This window comes from Rahnella sp. ATs2 (genome assembly GCF_051851855.1).
GTDB classification, from domain to species: Bacteria; Pseudomonadota; Gammaproteobacteria; order Enterobacterales; family Enterobacteriaceae; genus Rahnella; species Rahnella variigena.
The window spans coordinates 57,885-79,330 of record NZ_JBLYPL010000004.1 but is presented as its reverse complement, the minus strand read 5'-3'; the positions used below and the strand labels follow the sequence as shown (position 1 = coordinate 79,330).

19 protein-coding genes are annotated in these 21,446 nt (G+C 53.2%); 7 read left to right on the top strand and 12 right to left on the bottom strand.

Annotated elements, in window-relative coordinates:
• Positions 1 to 9 precede the first annotated feature (9 nt).
• Together tamB and tamA are read right to left on the bottom strand one after the other, a co-directional pair.
• Positions 10 to 3,822 (bottom strand): autotransporter assembly complex protein TamB, encoded by a 3,813-nt coding sequence (gene tamB, locus ACJY2G_RS04915; protein WP_430320051.1) that lies wholly within the window; start codon positions 3,820 to 3,822, stop codon positions 10 to 12.
• Positions 3,819 to 5,498 (bottom strand): autotransporter assembly complex protein TamA, encoded by a 1,680-nt coding sequence (gene tamA / locus ACJY2G_RS04910; protein WP_276320313.1) that lies wholly within the window; start codon positions 5,496 to 5,498, stop codon positions 3,819 to 3,821. Before tamA ends, tamB begins: the two co-directional genes overlap by 4 nt.
• Before the next feature lie 328 nt (positions 5,499 to 5,826).
• Here tamA and msrA point away from each other — a divergent pair, with 328 nt between their 5' ends.
• Both msrA and ACJY2G_RS04900 read left to right on the top strand, forming a co-directional pair.
• Positions 5,827 to 6,462 (top strand): peptide-methionine (S)-S-oxide reductase MsrA, encoded by a 636-nt coding sequence (gene msrA, locus ACJY2G_RS04905; protein ID WP_153062839.1) that lies wholly within the window; start codon positions 5,827 to 5,829, stop codon positions 6,460 to 6,462.
• Between the two features lie 229 nt (positions 6,463 to 6,691).
• Positions 6,692 to 8,044, top strand: coding sequence for a hemolysin family protein (locus ACJY2G_RS04900; RefSeq protein WP_112286816.1), 1,353 nt, complete (start codon positions 6,692 to 6,694; stop codon positions 8,042 to 8,044).
• A gap of 121 nt (positions 8,045 to 8,165) precedes the next feature.
• On the opposite strand, the gene ACJY2G_RS04895 is transcribed toward ACJY2G_RS04900, so the two are convergent.
• Positions 8,166 to 8,372 (bottom strand): DUF1107 domain-containing protein, encoded by a 207-nt coding sequence (locus tag ACJY2G_RS04895; RefSeq protein ID WP_013573785.1) that lies wholly within the window; start codon positions 8,370 to 8,372, stop codon positions 8,166 to 8,168.
• Positions 8,373 to 8,681: 309 nt separating this feature from the next.
• Here ACJY2G_RS04895 and ACJY2G_RS04890 point away from each other — a divergent pair, with 309 nt between their 5' ends.
• Complete coding sequence (locus ACJY2G_RS04890; RefSeq protein WP_120162412.1) at positions 8,682 to 9,239, top strand: YtfJ family protein; 558 nt, start codon at positions 8,682 to 8,684, stop codon at positions 9,237 to 9,239.
• 36 nt (positions 9,240 to 9,275) lie between these two features.
• On the opposite strand, the gene cysQ is transcribed toward ACJY2G_RS04890, so the two are convergent.
• Positions 9,276 to 10,022 (bottom strand): 3'(2'),5'-bisphosphate nucleotidase CysQ, encoded by a 747-nt coding sequence (cysQ, locus tag ACJY2G_RS04885; RefSeq protein ID WP_430320052.1) that lies wholly within the window; start codon positions 10,020 to 10,022, stop codon positions 9,276 to 9,278.
• Between the two features lie 199 nt (positions 10,023 to 10,221).
• Here cysQ and ACJY2G_RS04880 point away from each other — a divergent pair, with 199 nt between their 5' ends.
• Positions 10,222 to 12,171 carry a bifunctional 2',3'-cyclic-nucleotide 2'-phosphodiesterase/3'-nucleotidase gene (locus tag ACJY2G_RS04880; RefSeq protein WP_430320053.1) on the top strand — a complete coding sequence of 650 codons (1,950 nt, stop codon included), beginning with the start codon at positions 10,222 to 10,224 and terminating at the stop codon, positions 12,169 to 12,171.
• Between the two features lie 65 nt (positions 12,172 to 12,236).
• Here the strand turns inward: ACJY2G_RS04880 and fklB are convergent, their stop codons facing one another.
• Positions 12,237 to 12,857 carry an FKBP-type peptidyl-prolyl cis-trans isomerase gene (fklB, locus tag ACJY2G_RS04875; protein ID WP_037034256.1) on the bottom strand — a complete coding sequence of 207 codons (621 nt, stop codon included), beginning with the start codon at positions 12,855 to 12,857 and terminating at the stop codon, positions 12,237 to 12,239.
• A 255-nt stretch (positions 12,858 to 13,112) separates the two neighbouring features.
• Here fklB and ACJY2G_RS04870 point away from each other — a divergent pair, with 255 nt between their 5' ends.
• Positions 13,113 to 13,823, top strand: coding sequence for a LysM-like peptidoglycan-binding domain-containing protein (locus tag ACJY2G_RS04870; protein ID WP_430320054.1), 711 nt, complete (start codon positions 13,113 to 13,115; stop codon positions 13,821 to 13,823).
• Between the two features lie 95 nt (positions 13,824 to 13,918).
• Here the strand turns inward: ACJY2G_RS04870 and rplI are convergent, their stop codons facing one another.
• From rplI to yjfP, 5 genes are all read right to left on the bottom strand, one after another.
• Positions 13,919 to 14,371 (bottom strand): 50S ribosomal protein L9, encoded by a 453-nt coding sequence (gene rplI / locus ACJY2G_RS04865; RefSeq protein WP_013573778.1) that lies wholly within the window; start codon positions 14,369 to 14,371, stop codon positions 13,919 to 13,921.
• A gap of 38 nt (positions 14,372 to 14,409) precedes the next feature.
• Positions 14,410 to 14,637: a 30S ribosomal protein S18 gene (gene rpsR, locus ACJY2G_RS04860; RefSeq protein WP_002210155.1), complete on the bottom strand. Its 228-nt coding sequence runs from the start codon at positions 14,635 to 14,637 to the stop codon at positions 14,410 to 14,412.
• Between the two features lie 4 nt (positions 14,638 to 14,641).
• Positions 14,642 to 14,959, bottom strand: coding sequence for a primosomal replication protein N (gene priB / locus ACJY2G_RS04855; RefSeq protein ID WP_095923688.1), 318 nt, complete (start codon positions 14,957 to 14,959; stop codon positions 14,642 to 14,644).
• A gap of 5 nt (positions 14,960 to 14,964) precedes the next feature.
• The gene (gene rpsF / locus ACJY2G_RS04850) at positions 14,965 to 15,357 is read right to left on the bottom strand and encodes a 30S ribosomal protein S6 (RefSeq protein WP_013573776.1); all 393 of its coding nucleotides are present in this window, start codon (positions 15,355 to 15,357) and stop codon (positions 14,965 to 14,967) included.
• A gap of 150 nt (positions 15,358 to 15,507) precedes the next feature.
• Positions 15,508 to 16,257: an esterase gene (gene yjfP, locus ACJY2G_RS04845; RefSeq protein WP_430320055.1), complete on the bottom strand. Its 750-nt coding sequence runs from the start codon at positions 16,255 to 16,257 to the stop codon at positions 15,508 to 15,510.
• A 279-nt stretch (positions 16,258 to 16,536) separates the two neighbouring features.
• Here yjfP and ACJY2G_RS04840 point away from each other — a divergent pair, with 279 nt between their 5' ends.
• Together ACJY2G_RS04840 and bsmA are read left to right on the top strand one after the other, a co-directional pair.
• Positions 16,537 to 18,486 carry a methyl-accepting chemotaxis protein gene (locus tag ACJY2G_RS04840; protein ID WP_439291418.1) on the top strand — a complete coding sequence of 650 codons (1,950 nt, stop codon included), beginning with the start codon at positions 16,537 to 16,539 and terminating at the stop codon, positions 18,484 to 18,486.
• A gap of 96 nt (positions 18,487 to 18,582) precedes the next feature.
• Positions 18,583 to 18,894 carry a biofilm peroxide resistance protein BsmA gene (gene bsmA / locus ACJY2G_RS04835; RefSeq protein WP_430320057.1) on the top strand — a complete coding sequence of 104 codons (312 nt, stop codon included), beginning with the start codon at positions 18,583 to 18,585 and terminating at the stop codon, positions 18,892 to 18,894.
• Here the strand turns inward: bsmA and ACJY2G_RS04830 are convergent, their stop codons facing one another.
• Positions 18,895 to 20,526 (bottom strand): isovaleryl-CoA dehydrogenase, encoded by a 1,632-nt coding sequence (locus tag ACJY2G_RS04830; protein ID WP_430320058.1) that lies wholly within the window; start codon positions 20,524 to 20,526, stop codon positions 18,895 to 18,897.
• Positions 20,527 to 20,662: 136 nt separating this feature from the next.
• Positions 20,663 to 21,406 (bottom strand): 23S rRNA (guanosine(2251)-2'-O)-methyltransferase RlmB, encoded by a 744-nt coding sequence (rlmB, locus tag ACJY2G_RS04825; RefSeq protein WP_095923693.1) that lies wholly within the window; start codon positions 21,404 to 21,406, stop codon positions 20,663 to 20,665.
• Between the last annotated feature and the right edge of the window lie 40 nt (positions 21,407 to 21,446).

The following is a 21,446-nucleotide window of genomic DNA, read 5'->3' as shown; positions in this document are numbered from 1 at the left end:
TCACATGAATTAAAACTCAAACTGATAGAGCAAATCCAATGCCTGATCGATGCCTGATACAGCCTGCAGGTAAAGCTTTGGCATCAACCGGTAGCGCAGAGTCAGAGTCGCCAGTGAGTCGAATATTCCAACACCATATTTCACCTGTAATCCTGGTAAAACATAACCACTGACCACGACCTGAGAACTGTCTCCTACGCCCTGAGTATCCAGCGCCAGATTGCTCACACCGAATGCCTCGCCGATTTTACCCACAAGTTTACCACTTTGCGCAACCCCTAACCCGATAAGAGCGGAGGTCATTGCGCCACTGTCACCGCCAGAATTGTCTAATCCCTGCCCGCGAAGCAGGTAGGACAAGGCTTCCTGCTGCGACATCGCCGGATCTGAGAATATTTCAAGTTTAGGCGCATCAGCCTCACCTGTAACCCTCAACCCCGCCACCACGTCGTTCTCTGTCGCTTCCGGGTTACGGATCGCCTCCAGATTCAGCAACGGTTGATCCGCCGGTCCGGAGAACAGCATCTGGCCTTTACGCACAATCAAGTCTTGCCCGTAAGCGTGGAAGCGCCCGGACGGAATATTAATTTGTCCGTTCAGCCCCAGACCGCGACTGTCCTGCGCCACTTTAAGTGCGCCTTCAAGACGCGCTTTCAGACCGAATGCATCGAGGCGAACATCTTTCCCAATGTTCACCATCAGGTTGCTGTTGATCGGAATAGAGGCTGACTTTGGCGCAATCGGCTGACGCTGATCGTTAAGCATCACTTCATCCGATGAAACCCCGACCGCGCTTTCCGGCAATTCCTGCACCGTAATGCGCGCCCACGGAATATCAACGGTTCCGTTAAGCGAGAACAGCTGCGGTGTGGCATCAAACACTAAATCCGGTGAAACGTCCAGACGCACCATCGGCGGCACCGAAACACGTACTTTGTTGCCCCGCGCCGCAATACGCGCCCGCCAGGCATTAAGCTCACTCCAGTCGGCGTTACCGTTCAGTTCCAGCTGGCCCTGCGCGGTTTTAATCACCCCTTCCATGATGGATGACATGCCGTTGAAATTAATGCCGATATTGGCGTCAGTGATATCAAACGGCATAAACTGCGCGTCGAAATCGACACCGGTCAGCGCCAGCTTGCCGAACACCAGCGGTTTCTGTGCATTCCCGCCGAGCCGCAGATTGGCATTCAGAATACCCGACGCTTTTTCGCCGTCCATCAGCGCCGGTTGTAGCAAGGCCATGGAAATGCGGGCGATATTCACATTGCCGCTAAGATTACGTTTGCCCTGGGGATCGGCAATCTGAATGCTGCCATCCAGCTGGCCGTTATTGGTTATCCTGATTAACCAGTCGAGATTCGCACGGCCATTATTCAGCCCGGCACTCAGGTTCAGCGTGTCGAAGGCGACAGGCAGCGGACTGCCCTGCACCAGTTGCTGAACCTTCACGCCTTTACCCACCAGTGAGACGCTGGCCTGTGGCAGACCGCCCTCGGCTTTCCAGCTCACATCCGCTTTACCGCTGAACACACCGTTCAGCTGCGTATCATCGGTGAGGAAAGGTTTGACCATCGCCAGATCAAAGCGGTTGAGCACAACGCTCGCCTGCCCGCTGGCACCGGCATCAATGGTTTTCGGCACACACAAATCCGCATTCGGGTTTTGCCAGCAATGAGGGCCGACAGTGATGCGTTGTTCTTTGTTGAAGTAATCCAGCGCAATAGAACGGTTGAGGCGCCACTGCCCGACCGGCGTATCAAATAACGTATTGGTGATACTGCCTTTCCACTCTTCGGTTGCACGGTCAAAACTGCCGCTTAACGCCAGGCGACCGGACACCGGTTTACCATCGACTTTCAGCGTCAGCTGATGCTGCTTCTCGTTACCTTTGGCATCGAGATTAATATCGGTGATATCCAGCGCATCCTGTTTAAGTTGCTGAACGCGAACGGCAAGATTGCCCTGGATCTGATCGGTTGAGCTGACGTCGCCTTTGATATCCACGCGACGCACCGTCAGTGCCTGCCACTTCAGGCCGGTGGCGGTCAGATCCGCCAGCAGCTTCGGTGCTTTAAAATCACCGCGCAGCTGCAACATCCCTTTCACCACGCCGCCCAGTCCCGGCAGTGCGCCGTCAAGATGTGGCGCATCCACTTTGGCGTCGAGGTTCCAGGTGTCGCCGAGCGTGCCCTTCACATCCAGATTATTGCGCCCCAGTTCAAGGTGCAGTTGCGGAATATCCCACTGCCCGTAGCTGTTTCCGCGCACGTTACCTTGTGCTTTGACGGCGTTTTGCTTGACGTTCCCGGTCAGATCCAGCACCGGCACCTGCATCTGCCACGTGCCGCCATACAGACTGCCGCGTGTGGTGATCTTGCCCTGCAACTTCGCAGGCCAGTCCGGATACTGTTTCGCGGTATTGATGCCGGTCAGCTTCAGTTCACTGTTCCAGCTGATGGCTTTACTCCAGTCCACCACACCGGTCAGATCGGTATTCCCTTCCAGCGCTGCAAGGCGCAGCAGCGTCAGTTTGAACTGCTCCACATTGCCTTTACCGTCGAGTGTCAGTGTGGCGGGTGGGATCTGATCACCTTTGAAATCTGAACGCAGCGAAAGCGCATAATCGGTCGCTTTACCGCTGAAATTAAGTTTGAAGCCTTTAACCTGATACTGCGGTGTGCCGGTCAGCGGCCATTGCAGTGCGTCGCTGGTGAGTTTCAGATCCAGCGGCAGACCGGCTTCTGCCAGTTGCGTTTCCAGCGCCAGCTGCGCACGCACCGGGCCGGAAAGATTCAGGCCGACATCCAGTTTGTCGCGTAATCCGCCACCCACTTTCAGTTTGATCTTCTCACCCTTCAGCGGGTCGATATTCACTGCGGTGTTAATCGTCAGATCCACCGGCCAGTTTTGATTGAGCGTCGCCTGCCCCGTGCCATCGACAGAACCCTGAGCAGAGCGCACCATCAGTTTATCCAGCTTAACCAGCTGATCCTGCGTGCTGGCCTTCAGTTCAAAACGGGTGATCAGCACATCGGTATCACCGGTCAGCCGCAAGTTTTCACCGAGGATTTGCTGAATATCCAGATCGACCGGCAAACGGAAATCGGGTAAATCAGGCAGCAGCGGTTTGGCAAACATCTCCTGCAATGTTTCACCCAGCGGTTTCTCCGGCACCACCGGCGGCTCAGCCGGTTTGCCCGTCGCTTTCTCCACGGCTTTGTCCTGCGCGGCCTGCACCACTTCCGGCAGCGGATTGACCGGCGTTTTTGGCAACGCAATCAGTAATCCGCCGATACGTGTTGGCATCAGCTGAATGGCACGGCCTTCCCAGTGCGCGCCGGTGCGGAATGACGCCAGCGAAATCGCCCGATCATCCAGCGTGATATTAATATTATCCAGCGTCAGCAGACGGAGAGTGATGGGATACGGTGTGCTGAGATTGGTCAGTGGCTCGCTGGTTTCCGGCTCCGGTTGAGCCGCAGCTGGCGTCATCTCTTTGGTGTTCACCACCACGTTGACGTCTTTTACCCGCAACGCATTGACGCACAGCGCACTGTTTTTGAGACACGAGAAATCGAGGGAAAGGTGGAACTCTCCGGCTTTCACATCCACGCCCGGCATTTCGTAATGTACGCCTTTGAGCGTCAGATCACGCCAGCCGCCTTCCGTGCTGGCGATGTTCAGCCCTGGCACAAAGCGGTTCGCGCCGTTGATCATCAGATGCAGACCGGTTTGCGTCCCGACAAGGAAAGCCACCAGGCTGATTAACAGCACCAGGAAGATCAGGAAACCCAGACAGATTTTCTTAAATAAACTCATAATTCCGGACCCAAGCCGATGTAAAACTGCAATCCATGCTCATCTTTGTCGCCGACAGGTGCGGCAACATCTAATTTCACCGGGCCTATCGGTGAAGCCCAGCGCACACCCACACCCGCGCCGGTTTTGAAATCGTTTTGTGTGATGTCGTTAACTGCTTCGCCGGAATCGACAAACACCGCGCCCCACCATTTTCCGGTCACGTTGTATTGGTATTCCACCGAACCGGTACCCAGATAGGACGCACCGGTCAGCTTGCCTTCATCATCACGCGGGGAAATGGATTTGTATTTGTAGCCGCGAATACTGCGGTCACCCCCGGCGAAGAAACGCAGGGATGGCGGCACGCGCTCGAAGTCATTGGTTTCAATCCAGCCGAGATTGCCGCGGAACACAAAGCGGTGTTTATCCGCCAGTGTGCGGATCCAAACGTTTTGCGCCTGAATCACGGCGAAATCGACGTCAGATCCCCACGTGGTATCAGACACATCGAGAGAATAACGCTGGGAATCGCCCCAGGTCGGCATCAGGCCACCGCGCTGACGCGTACGGTTGAGGCTCACACCCGGATAAATCAGCATGGTGGTGTTGGTCACGCTACCCTGCGTAAAGTGGTCGAGGCTCCAGCGCAGGTTCACTGCATGCTGCCAGCCGCTTGAGAGATCCCAATAACGCGCCACATTCACCGTAGTAGAATCCGAGTTGGTATCGTTGAGATCTTCGCGTTTGAAGCCGCCCTGCACCAGGTAATATTGCTCCAGCGGCGATTTAAGCAGCGGAATTTTATAACTGAGATCTAAAGACTGCTCAGGACCAGACAGCGTGGTCGAGGTTTCAAAACTCTGACCCCGATCGTTCACCCATGGCTTTTTCCAGTTGGCCGTTACGCGCGGGCCAATATCCGTGGAGTAACCGACACCGGTTTCAATGGTATTTTCGGTACGCGGCGACACCACCGCGTTGAGCGGCAAGGTTTTGGTGGCTTTGGCATCAGTAAAATCTGGAGACACGACCACAGAGTTAAACCAGCCAGTTGCGGACAGGCGGCGGTTAAGCTCAGCCAGTTGCGCCGTGGTGTAATAATCACCCTTATGGAATGGCACCAGATTTTGCAGATACTCGTCGCGGATCTGTGATCCCTGATAATGGACGTCGCCGAAGTGGTAACGCTCGCCGCTGTCGAACTGAATATCCCAGAACGCTTTATGTTCATCTTCAATCACGCCCAGCTGGCTCTTGCGCATGTTGGCATCAAAATAGCCTTTACGCAGCGCAATCCCGGTCAGCGAGCTTTTAAAATTGTCGTAAGTCCCGTGGTTTAAAATCGTCCCGACCGCAGGCACATCACGCTTTTTAAGCTGTTCGAATTCATTATCTTTATCCGCCTGCCCTTCAATCACCACGCTGGTACCGGCGATTTTCACCGGTGTTCCCGGCGTGACTTTGGCAATCAGAACCGGACGCCCCGGCGGGGGTGTCTCGCGATAATCAAAATCGATCGTCGGGGAATAATAGCCCAGCGGCCGTAATCCTTGCTGGATCGCCGCACTGACACGCGCACGGAACCGGCCATTAGCGCCGACTTCATCGCTTTGAATCGAAGATAAACGAACGCGGACGTTCTTTTCCAAATCGCCATCCAGGCCTTCCAGCTGCAAACGCACCTTCGCTGCCATGGAAAGTGAGGGGGCCAGCAGTACTAATAACAAACCCAGTTCACGATATCGTGGCACACGCACTCCTGCTAATTTTACTGTCCTGTTAAAATATCAGATGCCCGCCGGAGAATATCTGCTCGTCTTTGGCAGATTCATCTTCAGAAGCTCAGATGAAAGCAGTTTAGTGCTAATCCCCTGAAAATGTTCAACGACGAAGCAACGTTCCCCGTATTGTGTGCAAAGACGCAATCAGATACAACTAACACTGGCCTGTTGGTCATGGTTATTCTTAAGGCCGCTTTGTTACAAACCTTGTTCATTTAAGCAACAACTGGAGTTTTCCGTGGTGCAACTTTCCGATAAAACGCAGCCTGTCACGCAGGCAGACGCGTTACCTGGCCGTACAACCCCGATGCCAGTGGCAACTATTCATGCAGTAAATGAACATTCAATGACGCATGTTCCTGACAACATGGAAGTCGCGATTTTTGCGATGGGCTGCTTCTGGGGCGTAGAGCGTTTGTTCTGGCAACAGGAAGGGGTTTACAGCACAGCAGCCGGTTACAGCGGCGGTTTCACCCCTAATCCGACCTACCGCGAAGTGTGTACCGGCCAGACCGGTCATGCGGAAGTGGTGCGCGTGGTGTTTGATCCGGCGGTGATCAGTTATGCGAAGCTGTTGCAGATTTTTTGGGAAAACCACGATCCGGCTCAGGGCATGCGCCAGGGCGGGGATATCGGCACGCAATATCGCTCAGGGTTGTACGTACTGAGCGCAGAGCAGCAAGATCAGGCGCTGGCCAGTCTGGCGAGTTTCCAGCAGGCGATGGACGAAGCGAACGATAAGCGCACCATCACCACGGAAATCACCGAAGCCCTGCCGTTCTATTATGCTGAGGACGAACATCAGCAATACCTGTTTAAAAACCCGGAAGGTTACTGCGGTTTAGGCGGGATTGGCGTCTGTCTGCCACCTCAATAATGCGGGATTTTTAAGCGCTGGCGGCGGTCTCAGTGCTGCTGCTATACTATGCGGGTCACAAATGTGACCCTTTAAAACTATTTTCTGGCAATTATCTTTGTTTTTCATCCTTACGCTTTTTTCTTCTGAACAGCTTTTTAGTCGTTCTAATAAAATGATGTTCATTTAAGCAACAAAAATAATGAGTGCCTTTCCCTGCCGGTTCAGCCCGGTGTTAAACGGATAGATTATGTTAAACAGTATTTTACTGATTCTTCTACTTATCGCGATCAGTGCCTTTTTCTCGCTGTCTGAGATATCGCTGGCCGCTTCCCGCAAAATAAAGCTTAAACAGTTGGCAGACGAAGGAAACGTCAATGCCTCCCGCGTAATGAAATTACAGGAAACGCCTGGCCTGTTCTTTACCGTGGTGCAGATTGGCCTGAATGCCGTCGCCATCCTCGGGGGTATCGTAGGTGATGCCGCATTCTCCCCTGCGTTCCAGACGTTCTTTATTCGCTTTATGTCGCCTGAAATGGCGGATCAAGTCAGCTTTATCTGTTCCTTCGTTCTGGTCACCAGCCTGTTCATTCTGTTTGCTGACCTCACACCGAAGCGCATCGGTATGATTTCACCTGAGACGGTTGCCGTTCGTATAGTCAACCCGATGCGTTTCTGCCTGATGATTTGCCGCCCGATGGTGTGGTTCTTCAACGGTATGGCGAACATGATTTTCCGCCTGTTTAAACTGCCGATGGTGCGTAATGACGACATTACGTCTGACGACATCTACGCCGTGTTTGAAGCCGGCGCTCTGGCGGGTGTACTGCGTAAGCAGGAACATGAACTGATTGAAAACGTATTCGAACTCGAATCGCGTACCGTCCCCTCTTCCATGACCTCGCGTGAAAGCGTGATTTATTTTGATCTGCGGGAAAGCGAAGAAAGTATCAAAGAGAAAATCGCTACCCATCCGCATTCGAAATTCCTGGTGTGTGACGGTCATATTGACCAGGTGGTCGGGTATGTCGATTCCAAAGACTTACTGAACCGCGTGCTGGGCAATCAGAGTTTAATGCTGAGCAGCGGCGTGCAAATCCGCAACGCGCTGATCGTGCCGGATACGCTGACGCTTTCTGAAGCGCTGGAAAGCTTCAAAGCCGCGGGCGAAGACTTTGCCGTTATCCTGAACGAATATGCGCTGGTGGTCGGTATTATCACGCTCAATGACGTGATGACGACGCTGATGGGCGACCTGGTCGGTCAGGGTATGGAAGAACAGATTGTGGCCCGTGACGAGCATTCCTGGCTGATTGAAGGCGGTACACCCATCGAAGACGTGATGCGTGTGCTGCATATCGAAGAATTCCCGCAGTCCGGCAACTACGAAACCATCGGCGGCTTTATGATGTTTATGTTGCGTAAAATCCCGAAACGTACGGACTTCGTGAAATTCTCCGGCTACAAATTTGAAGTGGTGGATATCGACAGCTATAAGATTGATCAGCTACTGGTCACGCGAATTGTCGATCAGCCAGCGACACCGCTGCTGCCTAAAACGCCGCAGGAAATTAAAGATGAACAGAAGGCTCAGGCTCAGTAAACGGCCCCCCGGTAAACAGACCTTCAGTAAAAAGTTCCGGATTCTGAAAACACTAACGGCCCCATCGGGGCCGTTTTTTTTTGCGCAAGCTGCAAAGTGGCAGCGACAACGCGCGGGGCGTTTAACCCATTTCTGCCTGTAAATGCGTAACCTGCCGGTTAACTTCAGACATCACGCTAAAGTGGCGCTTATCGCGTACCTTTGGCAACAGGATCTTGCCTTGGTCGAATTCGAATGCGCCGACGTCCTTGATATACAAACGTCCACGAAACAGTGTCTTAACGTACTTTGCGACTTTCATCGGATTGTAACGCTGGAAGATTCTCATTTTTCTCTTTTACTCCGTTAAATCACTGCATGTGCCGGCCACGTCGCAAGGCGACAGATACCGGGACCAAAAAGTGTAGTGCAGTGAAGAGACTTATAACATAGCAGGGCAGTCAGGTATTGCCAGTGGATTTAACTGCTTTTACATTGCTTTTCAGTATTGTCTTAAGTCTTGACGTTCTGTAGCAGTATAACCCTGCTTTATGTGGCAATTTTGTAACCAGCAACACAATTTTAACATCCCAACAGGACAGACCACTTCAGCGATCCTATGATTGGCTGAACCGTTCATTTGTGCCCCGGAGAATCTATGCTTTTAAGAAGTCTTTTTGTGATCACTTTTGTGACATTTTCGTTTTTCGCTTCCGCCCACAATTTTACCGTCGGCCAGCGCCTGGCTCCGGTTGGCGTAGACGACAAAGGCGAACTGAATGACGTTAATGACACCTTCAGTTACAACAAATGGAACAGCGCGAAGCTGCCGGGAAAAGTGCGTATCGTGCAGCACATGGCGGGCAGAAGCAGCGCCAAGGCGTTGAACGAACCGCTGATCACCGCCATCAGAGCCGCAAATTTGCCGCATGATCGTTATCAGACGACCACCATCGTTAATACCGACGACGCCATTATCGGCACCGGCATGTTTGTGCGTAAAAGCATTGAAAGCGGCAAACGTGAATTCCCGTGGTCGCAGATAATTATCGACAGCAACGGCACGGTAAAAAAGGCCTGGGAACTGCAACCGGAAAGTTCAGCGGTGGTGGTGCTGGATAAAAACGGGGTAATTAAATTCGCCAAAGATGGCCAGTTGTCACCGCAGGAAGTTCAGCAGGTGATTACGCTGGTAGATAAGCTGGTCAAAGAATAAAACGCGAAAACCCCGGTCGCAAAACCGGGGATGACATCAGAATAAAGAGACCCGGAAGCCCGGATTGAGGAAGGATTCACGCGGGGTGTAGGTCAGCGTCTGACCTTTCCAGTCATGCACCTGTGCGCCGGCGGCCAGCGCAACCGCGTGCCCTGCTCCGGTATCCCAGATGTTGGTTGGCCCGAAGCGCGGATAAAGTTGCGCCGCGCCTTCTGCGACCAGACAGAATTTCAGCGATGAACCAATCGCTACCGTCTGATGCTCGCCCAGCTGTGCGAGGTAATCCTGCAATTCAGGGTCATTGCTGAAATGCGAACGGCTGACCACTACCAGCGGCGGATGCGCTTCTTTCACTTCAATCTGCTGACGCGCGCCCTGCTCTTCCTTCCAGGCTTTGCCTTCTGCCGCGCTGTACATCACTTTGGTCACCGGCACGTACACCACGCCCAGCACCGGAACACCGTCTTCGATCAGCGCGATATTTACCGTGAATTCACCATTACGCTTGAGGAATTCTTTGGTGCCATCCAGCGGATCGACCAGCCAGTAACGCGTCCAGTTCTGGCGTTCGCTCCAGCTTTGCGGATCTTCTTCCGACAGTATCGGCGTTTGTGGATCCAGTGCTTTCAGACCTGCTTTAATCACGTTATGTGCCGCGATATCGGCGGCGGTCACCGGCGAGTCATCCTGTTTATGACGCGCATCCAGCGGCTGTTCGCCATCGTATACAGCCATGATCGCATCGCCTGCGTCGCGCGCTAACTGACAAATTTGCTCTAACATCTTTTACCTCAGTGCTTTGATTCTCATTCCTCAAGCCTAGTTTTTTTTGCCGCGAATAGCCATCCCGTCATGTTAACGCGTCATAAAGCCGTTACATCTCACATTTATTTATGACAACTGATTACATTCTCACCAAATTTTGAGATACATATCCGGTTTTTCTTTTCCGGGCATCATCCCTTTCTCTGGAGGCAAGGCAATGAATAAGCGTCATCTGACGTTATCCCTGCTGGCGACACTGACGGCAGCATCCGTTCAGGCGTCACAGGTGGATCTGCGCATCATGGAAACCACGGATCTTCACAGCAACATGATGGACTTCGATTACTACAAAGATAAACCGACCGATAAATTCGGTCTGGTGCGCACCGCCAGCCTGATCCACGCGGCGCGTAGCGAAGTCACCAACTCAGTGTTAGTCGATAACGGCGACATCATTCAGGGCAGCCCGCTGGGCGATTACATGGCGGCGAAAGGCCTGAAACAGGGCGACGTTCATCCGGTGTATCTGGCGATGAATACGCTGAATTACGCGGTCGGTAACCTGGGCAATCACGAATTTAACTACGGCCTGGATTACCTGAAAAAAGCACTGGCCGGGGCGAAATTCCCTTACGTGAACGCCAACGTGATTGATGATAAAACCGGGAAGCCGCTGTTCACGCCGTTCCTGATCACCGATAACGCAGTCAAAGACCGCGACGGTAAATCCCATAATCTGCGCATCGGCTATATCGGTTTTGTGCCGCCGCAAATCATGGTCTGGGACAAAGCCAATTTGCAGGGCAAAGTGACCGTCGCGGATATCACCGAGACGGCTAAAAAGTGGATACCGGAAATGCGCAAACAAGGCGCCGACATTATTGTCGCCATTCCGCACTCCGGCCTGTCGGGCGATCCGTACAAAACCATGGCGGAAAACTCGGTCTATTACCTGAGCCAGGTAAAAGGCATTGACGCCATTATGTTCGGCCATGCCCACGCCGTTTTCCCGAGTGAGGAATTCGCCAGTATCAAAGGGGCGGACATCAAACAAGGTACGCTGAATGGCGTTCCTGCCGTGATGCCGGGCATGTGGGGCGACCATCTGGGCGTCGTCGATATGGTGCTCAGTAACGACGATGGGCACTGGAAAGTCGAGACAGCCAAAGCCGAAGCGCGCCCGATTTACGACAAAGAGCAGAAGAAATCACTGGCGGCGGAAGATCAGGATTTAGTCAAGGTTCTGGCGCCGTCACATGACGCCACTCGCGAGTTTGTCAGTAAGCCGATCGGTAAATCTAACGACAACATGTACAGCTATCTGGCGCTGGTTCAGGATGACCCGACGGTGCAAATCGTCAATAACGCCCAGAAAGCCTATACCGAGCATTTCATTCAGGGTGATCCGGATTTAGCCGATCTGCCGGTGCTTTCAGCGGCCGCGCCGTTTAAAGTCGGCGGTCGTAAAAACGATCCGGCCAGCTTTGTGGAAGTAGAAAAAGGCGAACTGACTTTCCGTAACGCGGCGGATTTATATCTGTATCCGAATACGCTGGTGGTGATGAAAGTCACCGGTCAGGAAGTCAAAGACTGGCTGGAATGCTCCGCCGGCCAGTTTAATCAGATTGACGTTAACAGCACCAAACCGCAGTCACTGATTAACTGGGATGGTTTCCGTACTTATAATTTTGACGTCATCGACGGCGTGAATTATCAGATTGATGTCAGCCAGCCTGCGAAATTCGACGGTGAATGTACGCTGATTAATAAAGACGCGGAACGCATCAAAAACCTGACCTACAACGGTAAGCCGATTGACCTGGAAGCGACCTTCCTGGTCGCCACGAATAACTACCGTGCGTACGGTGGAAAATTCGCGGGTACCGGCGATAAGCACATCGCCTTTGCTTCACCGGATGAAAACCGTTCCGTGGTCGCGGCCTATATCAGTGCCGAAACGAAAAAAGCGGGTGCAGTCACGCCAACCGCTGATAACAACTGGAAGCTGGCACCGATTAAAGCATCGCAGCCTCTGGACATTCGTTTCGAAACATCGCCTGGCGAGAAAGCGGCAAACTTCATCAAAACTCACGCCCAGTATCCGATGACGGCTAAAGGTCCGGACGCTGTGGGTTTCGAGATTTATCAGGTCGATTTACAAAAATAATCTGAGATTCAGACGTAAAAAAGGGCGCATATGCGCCCTTTCTTGTTTCTGTATTCTGAGAAGAATTACAGAATTTCCAGCAGCTCAACTTCAAAGATAAGCGCGCTGTATGGAGGGATGGAAGCACCCGCACCACGTTCGCCGTAAGCCAGGTTATGAGGGATGTACAACTCCCATTTAGAACCGACTGGCATCAGGGTCAGTGCTTCGATCCAGCCTGCGATCACGCCGTTAACCGGGAATTCAGCCGGTTCGCCACGTTGAACTGAACTGTCGAACACAGTACCGTCGATCAGTTTACCGGTGTAGTGAACGCGTACACGGTCCTGACGGCCCGGGATGGTGCCTTCGCCCTGAGTGATAACAGAGAATTGCAGACCAGACTCGGTGCTGCTCACGCCTTCGCGCTGTGCATTTGCAGCCAGGAATTCCTGACCCTGAACAGCCAGAGCTTCCTGACGTTCACGACGGACAGCATCAGCACGTTCGTGGACTTCACGCAGTGCGCGGTGAACCACATCAACAGGAACGGCTGGCGTATTCCCTTCCAGCGCGTCGCGTAAGCCTGCCAGCAGTGCGTCAGGCTCTAAGCCCTGCAAACCTGATTCCTGCAACTGTTGACCGACCTGCAGGCCGATACCGTAACTTGCCTGCGCTTCTACGCTGTCAAATGAAGGGGTAGTCATGAAATTTCCTTAGCTCTTAAAAATGTCGAAGGCGCAGCATAGCAGCGCAAGGCTTTTGGGTAAAATCCTCTGTGAGGCAACATGACGGCAGGCGCAGTTCCTTCCTCTTTTCGGGAAATTTTTCGCATTTGACGCCATTTAGCACATCGTTTGGGTGATATTTGTGCTTTGTCCCTTTCCGCATCAAGCAGTTAAACAGCTATACTAGGCAGCAACAGCCAGTAGAAATTGCGACAGTTAACAAGAGAGGTCGTCATGGGCAGAATCCCGCCCAGGAGAAGGAAAGCCATCCGTATTTATCAACCCATGTTGAGATCCTGGATTGCCATTATGAAAAGGCCATTGCGAGACACGTCAGCACAGAGCGAAAGTGAAAGCGACATTCAGGACGGCGTCACCGCTGAAACTGAAAAGCCGGCGGTCAGCCGGGGCAAAACACTGCTCAATAAAATCTGGCATCTGAGCGACGATTTCCACTGGATGTCGCCACTGCCTTATGCGCATCGCCGCGGCATTATTCTTGCGGTACTGGTGATCCTTCTGGCACTGCTGTGGCCTTATACGCCTGAAAATACCTATGCGCCTGCGCAGCCGCAACAACCGACCAGCATTCCGATGCAGGCTGATTTGCGTAACGATCAGGGTCGCACCACCCAGATGGCACAGCCGGATCCTGTTTCGCCGCAAAGTAATGACAACAGCGGCGCATGGCGCAGTTATCAGGTGCAATCCGGTCAGACGCTGGCGCAGTTATTCCGCGATAACAATATGGCGGTCAATGATGTGTTCTCGATGGCAAGGGTTGAAGGCGCAGAAAAACCGCTGAGTACCCTGAAGACCGGGCAGGAAGTGAAAATTCAACGTGATGCGCAAGGGGTTGTCACTGCTTTGCAGGTGACGACAGATCAGAATGTTACGGTGACATTTACCCGTCAGCCGGACGGCAGTTTCCAGCGCAGTAACTGATCCCGATTTTCAGACGATACCTTTCCGCTTTCCCAAACGCAGAAAAGCAAAACGCCGGCGCATGGCCGGCGTTTCACAGGTTAACTTCAGCGCTATTACGCTTCAGCAACCACAACTACGTTCAGTTTAGCGAATACGTCGCTGTGTACCTGGAACTCAACTTCGTGTTCACCAGTGGTACGCAGAACGCCATTCGGCAAACGAACTTCGCTTTTAGCAACTTCAACGCCAGCAGCAGTTACTGCATCAGCGATATCGCGAGTACCGATAGAGCCGAACAGTTTGCCTTCGTCGCCTGATTTAGACGCGATGGTTACTGAACCCAGTTCGTTGATTTTAGTTGCGCGAGCTTCAGCAGCGTTCAGAACGTCAGCCAGTTTGGCTTCCAGTTCTGCACGACGTGCTTCGAAGAACTCAACGTTTTTCTTGGTAGCAGGAACAGCTTTGCCCTGTGGTACCAGGAAGTTACGAGCGTAGCCCGCTTTAACGTTAACTTGATCACCCAGGCTGCCCAGGTTTGCTACTTTATCAAGCAGAATAACTTGCATTACTTTATCCTCTCAAAGTCGTTAATAGACAGTGCCGATTACTGATGACGATCAGTGTATGGCAACAATGAAAGGTAGCGAGCGCGCTTGATGCAACGAGCGAGCTGACGCTGGTATTTTGCACGAGTACCGGTAATACGGCTCGGGACAATTTTACCGCTTTCGGTAATGTAGTTTTTCAGTGTAGCGATGTCTTTGTAATCAATCTCTACAACGCCTTCCGCGGTGAAACGGCAGAACTTGCGACGACGGAAATAACGTGCCATTAGGCTAGTCTCCAGTATCTATCAAATCAATCTGCTCGGCATGTAACACCACTTTATTCAGTCCATTGCGCCCTTGATGGCAGCTAATGAATCCGGTAACAGTGAGTTGCGTGCCGACCGTTAAACTGTGAGTTAATGCTTGTGACGCTTGTCCACTGACAACCACGGGCATTCTGCACCATGCTTGTCGGTTAAATCCGGCTTCCTGCTGCGAGGATTTGTGTTCTAGCACAAACTGGCAGTGTGGAATGCCCGAAGGACTGACTTTACGAATGGGGGTCTTGCACACTGTGCCGGACAACACCAGACGATTCGCCGTCACGGCAATTACTCTTCAGAATCCCCAGCTTCAGCATCATCGTTAGCTTCAGCAAAATCTTCGCGGCGATCACGGCGCTCGTCTTTAGCTTTAACCATTGGAGATGCTTCAGTTACCGCGTGTTTAGTACGCATAACCATGCTACGGATAACGGCGTCGTTGAAGCGGAAGTTAGTTTCCAGCTCATCGATCGCTTCCTGCGGAGCTTCAACGTTCAGCAGAACGTAGTGAGCTTTGTGCAGTTTGTTGATCGGGTAAGCCAGTTGACGGCGGCCCCAGTCTTCCAGACGGTGAATCTGACCAGCAGCGTTAGTGATTACTGCACTGTAACGCTCGATCATGCCCGGAACCTGTTCGCTTTGGTCAGGGTGAACCATAAAAACGATTTCGTAATGACGCATCGAATTGCTCCTTACGGATTATTCAGCCTCCTGTCAGGGTCAACCGCGGCCCATGGAAGCAAGGAACGTGTTTGTGTGCGGTCGAAAAAATGACGCGCAATTATATGTACAGCCTGTGGGAAACTCAAGGAGAAAGGCAGATTAATTTCTCTACAGCTTCGCCGCGAAGAATGCCGTAGCTTCTGCCAGCGCATAAACCGAGACTTTATGCTTCGCGCCCGCTTCAGAAATAAAGGTCAGATTGGCATCAGCGCCGCTTTCTGACAGTTCCTGCCGCAACCGCTGGCTTTCAGCAAAGGGGACGACATCATCTTCTTCGCCATGCCAGACAAATAACGGAACATCGGCGATTAACGCCGCTTTTCCGCCGATATCCAGACTGAGTAAAGGGGCGACTTCGCGTTCAAACACGTCGCGCGATACGATGTCCCCGGCGTTGTAAGCAGGGAAAAGATAGTGCGATAGACGGGCGAAATAACCTGAGCCCATCAGGTTCGCCGCCACTTTCACCCACGGGAATTTCACCAGCGCCGCCATGGTGGTCATTCCGCCCATCGAGACACCGCCGACGCCTAAACGCTGCGGATCTGCCAGACCGCGTCCGACAAACACATCTTTCAGTATTGCCAGCTCATCGATGTTGTTTTGCAAAATGCCCCAGAAATTCGCCACGGTTCTGGCCTCATCTTTTTCTGCGCGGGCACCATGCATTAAGGCATCAGGCAAGATCACGCGAAAACCCGCTTTTGCCAGCGTGTAACCGAAATAGGAATAAATTTCTTTGGATGACAAAAAACCGTGATAGAAAAAAATCGTCGGGAGCTGTTGCTGATACTGCCCGGCGGGTACTGCGTGGATCACCTGGATCCCCTCAACAGTTTCTTCGTACATCTCTACCATCGTGAATTCCCCTGCGCATTTAGAAAAATATATGGCGTTACTGTGCTCTGACATTCTACGGGTCTGCAAACCGGCAACCACTCCCTTTTTCGTATAATTTATAACCCGTTATGTTTAATTCTGATTTTCAGGACCACTGGCCTTAATTCAAATTCATAGATTCAATATTATTTCATTGATTCAGATCAATTTTTATTGAAATAATCAGTTACATTTGATCATTAATCCTTTCCTGTTTTTCGCCGTTAGTGCGCTATCAGAAGCTAACGGAAAAATTTAATGAAAACGTCATCAAAACGCGCCTTTCGCCGCTGGAGCATTGGCGCAAAACTGGCCAGCATCGCCTCTTTACTGGTCGGCTCGTTATTTATTATTTTCACTTTGTCACTGACTCACTCCGCCGGAAGGCAGGTGAATACACTTGCCGTCAACGCCATTTCTGAGCAGGTCACCGGTGTGGTGGACATGATTGAAATGTACAACGCCAGCCTGAATGCCGAAGTGGACAGCTACACACGGTTGTTCCGCCATTTCCTGCCGTCAGATTTCGAGCTGGATACCACCAATCCGGTAATGGTCGGTGAACAATCTGCGCCGGTCATTAAAGCCGGCGGGTTGCCGCTGAATCTCGACAGCAAAATTCCCGATGACTTTCTGGCCCGCACCGGCGCAATTTCCACCGTGTTTGCACGCCGCGGCGATGACTTTATCCGCGTGACGACTTCGCTGAAAAAACAAGACGGCAACCGCGCTATCGGCACCCTGCTCGACAATACCAGTCCCGCTTATGCGCAAATTATGGCAGGGCAACCTTTCAGCGGGCTGGCAACGCTGTTCGGCAAAAAATACATCACCAAATATGAGCCGGTGCGCGATGCGCAGGGCAGCGTCATTGGGATTTTGTTCGTGGGTGTGGATATCACGCAGGAATACGCCGACATGCGCCAGAAAATCCTGTCCAAACGCATTGGCGAGAAAGGCTATTTCTTTGTGCTCAACAGCGCACCCGGTAAAGATCTCGGTAAATATCTGGTGCATTCCACTGATGAAGGAAAAACGCCAGCGTGGCCTGAGGGCGAACTGCAACAGGTGATGGCGCAGCCGAAAGGCCAGCGTGAGTACACAGACACGGCCACTCATCACCAGCAATTTATGGTCTACGCGAATGTTCCCGCGTGGCACTGGGTCGTGGTCGGCAGCACGGATAAAGACAGCCTGATGGAGCAGGTGAACAGTACGCGTAATCACTTCCTGCTGATCAGCCTGCTGGCGCTGGCCTGTTTCGCCGCGCTGTTTATCTGGCTGACGCGCAAACTGGTCAGCCGCCCGCTCAGCGACGTCGTGAGTATCGCGCAGCAATATGCCAGCGGCGACCTGCGCGCGCGGGCACAAACGCAACGCGTGGATGAAATTGGCGCGCTGATGCACGCCATCGACGGCATCGGCCACGGCCTGGAAAAAATTGTCGGCGAGGTACGGCAGGTTTCGTCTGAAATCATGCTCAACACGCAAGGACTGGCGCACGACAGCGAGCAGATCAATCAGCAGATCGGCACGCAGGCCAGCAGTCTGGAAGAAACGTCCGCCAGCATGGAGCAGATCACCGCTACTGTGCAGAATACGGCGGATAACGCCACGCAGGCGACTCAGCTGGTGCAGCAGACCGACCAAGCCGCCACCGTTGGCGCTGATGCGGTGAATCAGTCGGTTGAAAGCATGGAGGCCATTAAACACGCCTCAACGCGCATTGCGGATATCACCACCGTTATCGAAGGCATCGCCTTCCAGACCAATATTCTGGCACTTAACGCCGCCGTAGAAGCCGCCAGAGCCGGTGAACATGGCCGTGGTTTTGCGGTAGTCGCCTCGGAAGTCCGGGCACTGGCGCAGCGCAGTTCTAATGCGGTTAAAGAGATTGAAAATCTGGTCGCCGATTCCCTGAGCAAAGTCGAAGACGGGCATCAGAGTGCTGCTAAAACGCAGGCGAATATGAGCAATATATTGCAGGGGATCCGTCAGGTGAAAGTGCTGATGAGCGATATTGATGTGGCGTCGCACGAACAATCTTCCGGTATTTCGCAGGTGAATATCGCCATTATGCAGATTGGCAAAGCAACGCAGGAAAACGCCAATCTGGTCGAAAACTCACAGCAGACTGCAGCGGCGCTCAGCGAACAAGGGCGACATCTCTCAAAACTGGTCAGCGTCTTTAAAATTTCCGAACGATAGAATGCGGTTCGCGCGTCAATAAACACCGCGCGGACTCGCCAGCAGACCGGTGAAAGGGCTACACTTCAGGGTATCGCCCTTTTACCGGATATCACGATGAAATCCCTCCGAATCTCCGCTGCGTTGCTGTTACTCGTTGCGTTAAGCGGTTGCAGTAATCTGATGCATACCACGCCGGTTCCTCCGCCCGCCGTGACAGCCAAAGCGCAGGAAATTACCCGTGCGCAGACGTCAACACTCACGAAAATTGGCAGTATCACGGTCGATGTGATTGGCAGCCCGATGGATGCAGAAGCAGAAGTTCAGCGCCGCGCTGATGCTGCAGGGGCGCATTACTACGTGATCATGTTTAACAGCGAAACCATTATTCCCGGCCGCTGGTACTCGCTGGCCACACTCTACCGCTGATTATTCAGCGCCGATCGCGCGGTTAAGCAACAGCTGGCACAAACGTTCCGGCAACAGCGTTTCGCCGCGCGGATCGAGCACCATTCTGCACCAGGCGTCTGCCACCGGTGGCGAAGCAAATTCCAGCATTTGTGTTGCCGTCATCAGGTTGAACAACTGACCTGTCAGCCAGCGTCCGTGCGCTTCTTCCGCTGTACGCAGACGTTGTAAAAACTGACGGGAAGCGCGGTCGAATATGCGGTTTTGGCCGCGCGCCTGATACAAAATCTGTTGCAGCATTTCTCCGCTGGCGGGCAGTTTTTTGAACGTGCGCAGCACATCCAGACACATCACATTCCCCGAGCCTTCCCAGATGCTGTTGACGGGCATTTCACGATACAAACGCGGCAGCTCGCTGTCTTCGCAATATCCAATCCCGCCCAGCACTTCCATCGCCTCAGACACAAACGGCATTCCCTGACGGCACACTTCAAATTTGGCGGCAGGTGTCATCAACCGGCACAGCAACTGTTCTGCCGGATTATCCTGCGCGCCAGACGCCGCAGCCAGACGCATCAGCAACATCGTCTGCCCTTCCAGCAGCAGCGCCATCCGGCTCAGCGTCTGACGCATCAGCGGTTGTTCGATAAGAGGTTTACCAAAAACCTGCCGCTGGAAGGCGTGGTACAGCGCTACCGACAACGCCCGGCGCATCATGGCGTGGCTGCCCAGCGCGCAGTCAAAGCGCGTATGACCGCCCATTTTCAGGATATGGCGGATGCCCTCGCCCTCTTCGCCCAGCAGCCAGCCGGTGGCATTCTGAAACTCCACTTCGCTGCTGGCGTTCGAACGGTTACCCAGTTTGTCTTTCAGCCGCTCAATGCGGATCGCATTGCGTGTTCCGTCTGGCAAAACTCTCGGCATAAAGAAACAGGAAAGTCCGCCATCAGTCTGCGCCAGCACCAGATGCGCGTCGCTTTGCGGCACAGAGAAAAACCATTTATGGCCGACCAGATGATAAGGCTTTCCGCCGCCGCGCCCCTCGAGCGCCATCGCCCGCGTGGTATTGCTGAGGACATCAGAGCCGCCCTGCTTCTCGGTCATGCCCATGCCGATCAGCACGCCTTTCTTCTGGTCGCCGGATTGCAGATGCGGATCATAACGATCGGATAACAGCGGTTTCAGCCAGCCGCTGAATTCCGGCGGCAGCGTTTTTTGCAGCAACGGGATCGCGCCGAATGTCATGGTCACCGGGCATAACGTTCCCGCTTCAACCTGACCGTGAAGAATAAATCGCGCTGCTCGGGCTACTGCCGAACCGATACGCGCATCTTCCTGCCACGGCAAATTATGCACACGGTTGGCGATCATCCCCTGCATCAGCAGATGCCAGGCGGGATGAAAACGAACGTCGTCCAGACGCTCACCGCAGGAGTCATAACGTAAAAGCTCCGGTGGATTGGTATTCGCCAGCCTCCCCAGCTCCAGCGATTCCGCAGAGCCTAACTGCTGCCCGAGCGACGCCAGCACGTCAGCATCCCATCCCGCCTGCTGACGGGAAACCGCTTCGCGCAGCGGTGTATCGGAAAGGAATAAGTTACTGTTACTCAGTGGCTTGGGTTGATTAAAAACCCGATGTGTTTCCCAGTTCATCGCCTGCTCCCTGTTAAAAGGATATGGCCTAAGTATGGTAAAAATCGGGGAATTAACAGGCAGACAGATCACAAAGGCAGAAATGCAAACGGGAGCCCAAAGGCTCCCGTTTAATCAACAGCTGAGAAAGCAGAAATCAGCTTTTCTTCAGACCACGCTGGCGTACCGCTTCAAACAGGCAAACGCCGGTCGCGACGGAAACGTTCAGGGAAGAGACGCTGCCCGCCATCGGGATGCTGATCAGCTCGTCGCAATGTTCGCGGGTCAGACGGCGCATACCTTCGCCCTCTGCGCCCATCACCAGCGCCATCGGGCCGGTCATTTTGCTCTGGAACAGATCGTGATCGGCTTCACCGGCGGTACCGACGATCCAGACATTGTGTTCCTGCAACACGCGCAAGGTACGCGCCAGATTGGTCACGTTGATCAACGGCACGTTTTCAGCTGCGCCGCTGGCGACTTTTTTGGCGGTCGCATTCAGTTTGGCAGAACGGTCGCGCGGGACGATCACCGCGTGAACACCGGCTGCATCCGCAGTACGCAGACAAGCGCCCAGGTTATGCGGATCGGTGACGCCGTCCAGAACCAGCAGGAACGGACAATCGAGGCTTTCCAGCAATGCAGGCAGGTCGTTTTCCTGATACTGACGACCTTCACGCACGCGCGCAATAATGCCCTGATGCACGGCGCCTTCGGATTTATCATCCAGCCACTGACGGCTCGCCACCTGGATCACAATACCGCTGGCTTCCAGCTCGTCGATCAGCGGTTTCAGGCGTTTATCGTCGCGACCTTTCAGGATGAAGACTTCCAGAAAGCGTTGCGGATCGTTATCGAGTAAGGCTTTAACGGAATGGATACCGTAGATAATTTCGCTCATGATGCTCTTTAAAATAGACTTGCGGACAGCAAGCTGTCTG

Bases quoted from the DNA above. Each gene is read 5' to 3' on its own strand.
- tamB (WP_430320051.1), bottom strand. From the start codon at position 3,822: ATGAGTTTATTTAAGAAAATCTGTCTGGGTTTCCTGATCTTCCTGGTG.
- tamA (WP_276320313.1), bottom strand. From the start codon at position 5,498: ATGGCAGCGAAGGTGCGTTTGCAGCTGGAAGGCCTGGATGGCGATTTG.
- ACJY2G_RS04900 (WP_112286816.1), top strand. From the start codon at position 6,692: ATGTTAAACAGTATTTTACTGATTCTTCTACTTATCGCGATCAGTGCC.
- ACJY2G_RS04895 (WP_013573785.1), bottom strand. From the start codon at position 8,372: ATGAGAATCTTCCAGCGTTACAATCCGATGAAAGTCGCAAAGTACGTT.
- ACJY2G_RS04890 (WP_120162412.1), top strand. From the start codon at position 8,682: ATGCTTTTAAGAAGTCTTTTTGTGATCACTTTTGTGACATTTTCGTTT.
- cysQ (WP_430320052.1), bottom strand. From the start codon at position 10,022: ATGTTAGAGCAAATTTGTCAGTTAGCGCGCGACGCAGGCGATGCGATC.
- ACJY2G_RS04880 (WP_430320053.1), top strand. From the start codon at position 10,222: ATGAATAAGCGTCATCTGACGTTATCCCTGCTGGCGACACTGACGGCA.
- fklB (WP_037034256.1), bottom strand. From the start codon at position 12,857: ATGACTACCCCTTCATTTGACAGCGTAGAAGCGCAGGCAAGTTACGGT.
- ACJY2G_RS04870 (WP_430320054.1), top strand. From the start codon at position 13,113: ATGGGCAGAATCCCGCCCAGGAGAAGGAAAGCCATCCGTATTTATCAA.
- rplI (WP_013573778.1), bottom strand. From the start codon at position 14,371: ATGCAAGTTATTCTGCTTGATAAAGTAGCAAACCTGGGCAGCCTGGGT.
- rpsR (WP_002210155.1), bottom strand. From the start codon at position 14,637: ATGGCACGTTATTTCCGTCGTCGCAAGTTCTGCCGTTTCACCGCGGAA.
- rpsF (WP_013573776.1), bottom strand. From the start codon at position 15,357: ATGCGTCATTACGAAATCGTTTTTATGGTTCACCCTGACCAAAGCGAA.
- yjfP (WP_430320055.1), bottom strand. From the start codon at position 16,257: ATGGTAGAGATGTACGAAGAAACTGTTGAGGGGATCCAGGTGATCCAC.
- ACJY2G_RS04840 (WP_439291418.1), top strand. From the start codon at position 16,537: ATGAAAACGTCATCAAAACGCGCCTTTCGCCGCTGGAGCATTGGCGCA.
- bsmA (WP_430320057.1), top strand. From the start codon at position 18,583: ATGAAATCCCTCCGAATCTCCGCTGCGTTGCTGTTACTCGTTGCGTTA.
- ACJY2G_RS04830 (WP_430320058.1), bottom strand. From the start codon at position 20,526: ATGAACTGGGAAACACATCGGGTTTTTAATCAACCCAAGCCACTGAGT.
- rlmB (WP_095923693.1), bottom strand. From the start codon at position 21,406: ATGAGCGAAATTATCTACGGTATCCATTCCGTTAAAGCCTTACTCGAT.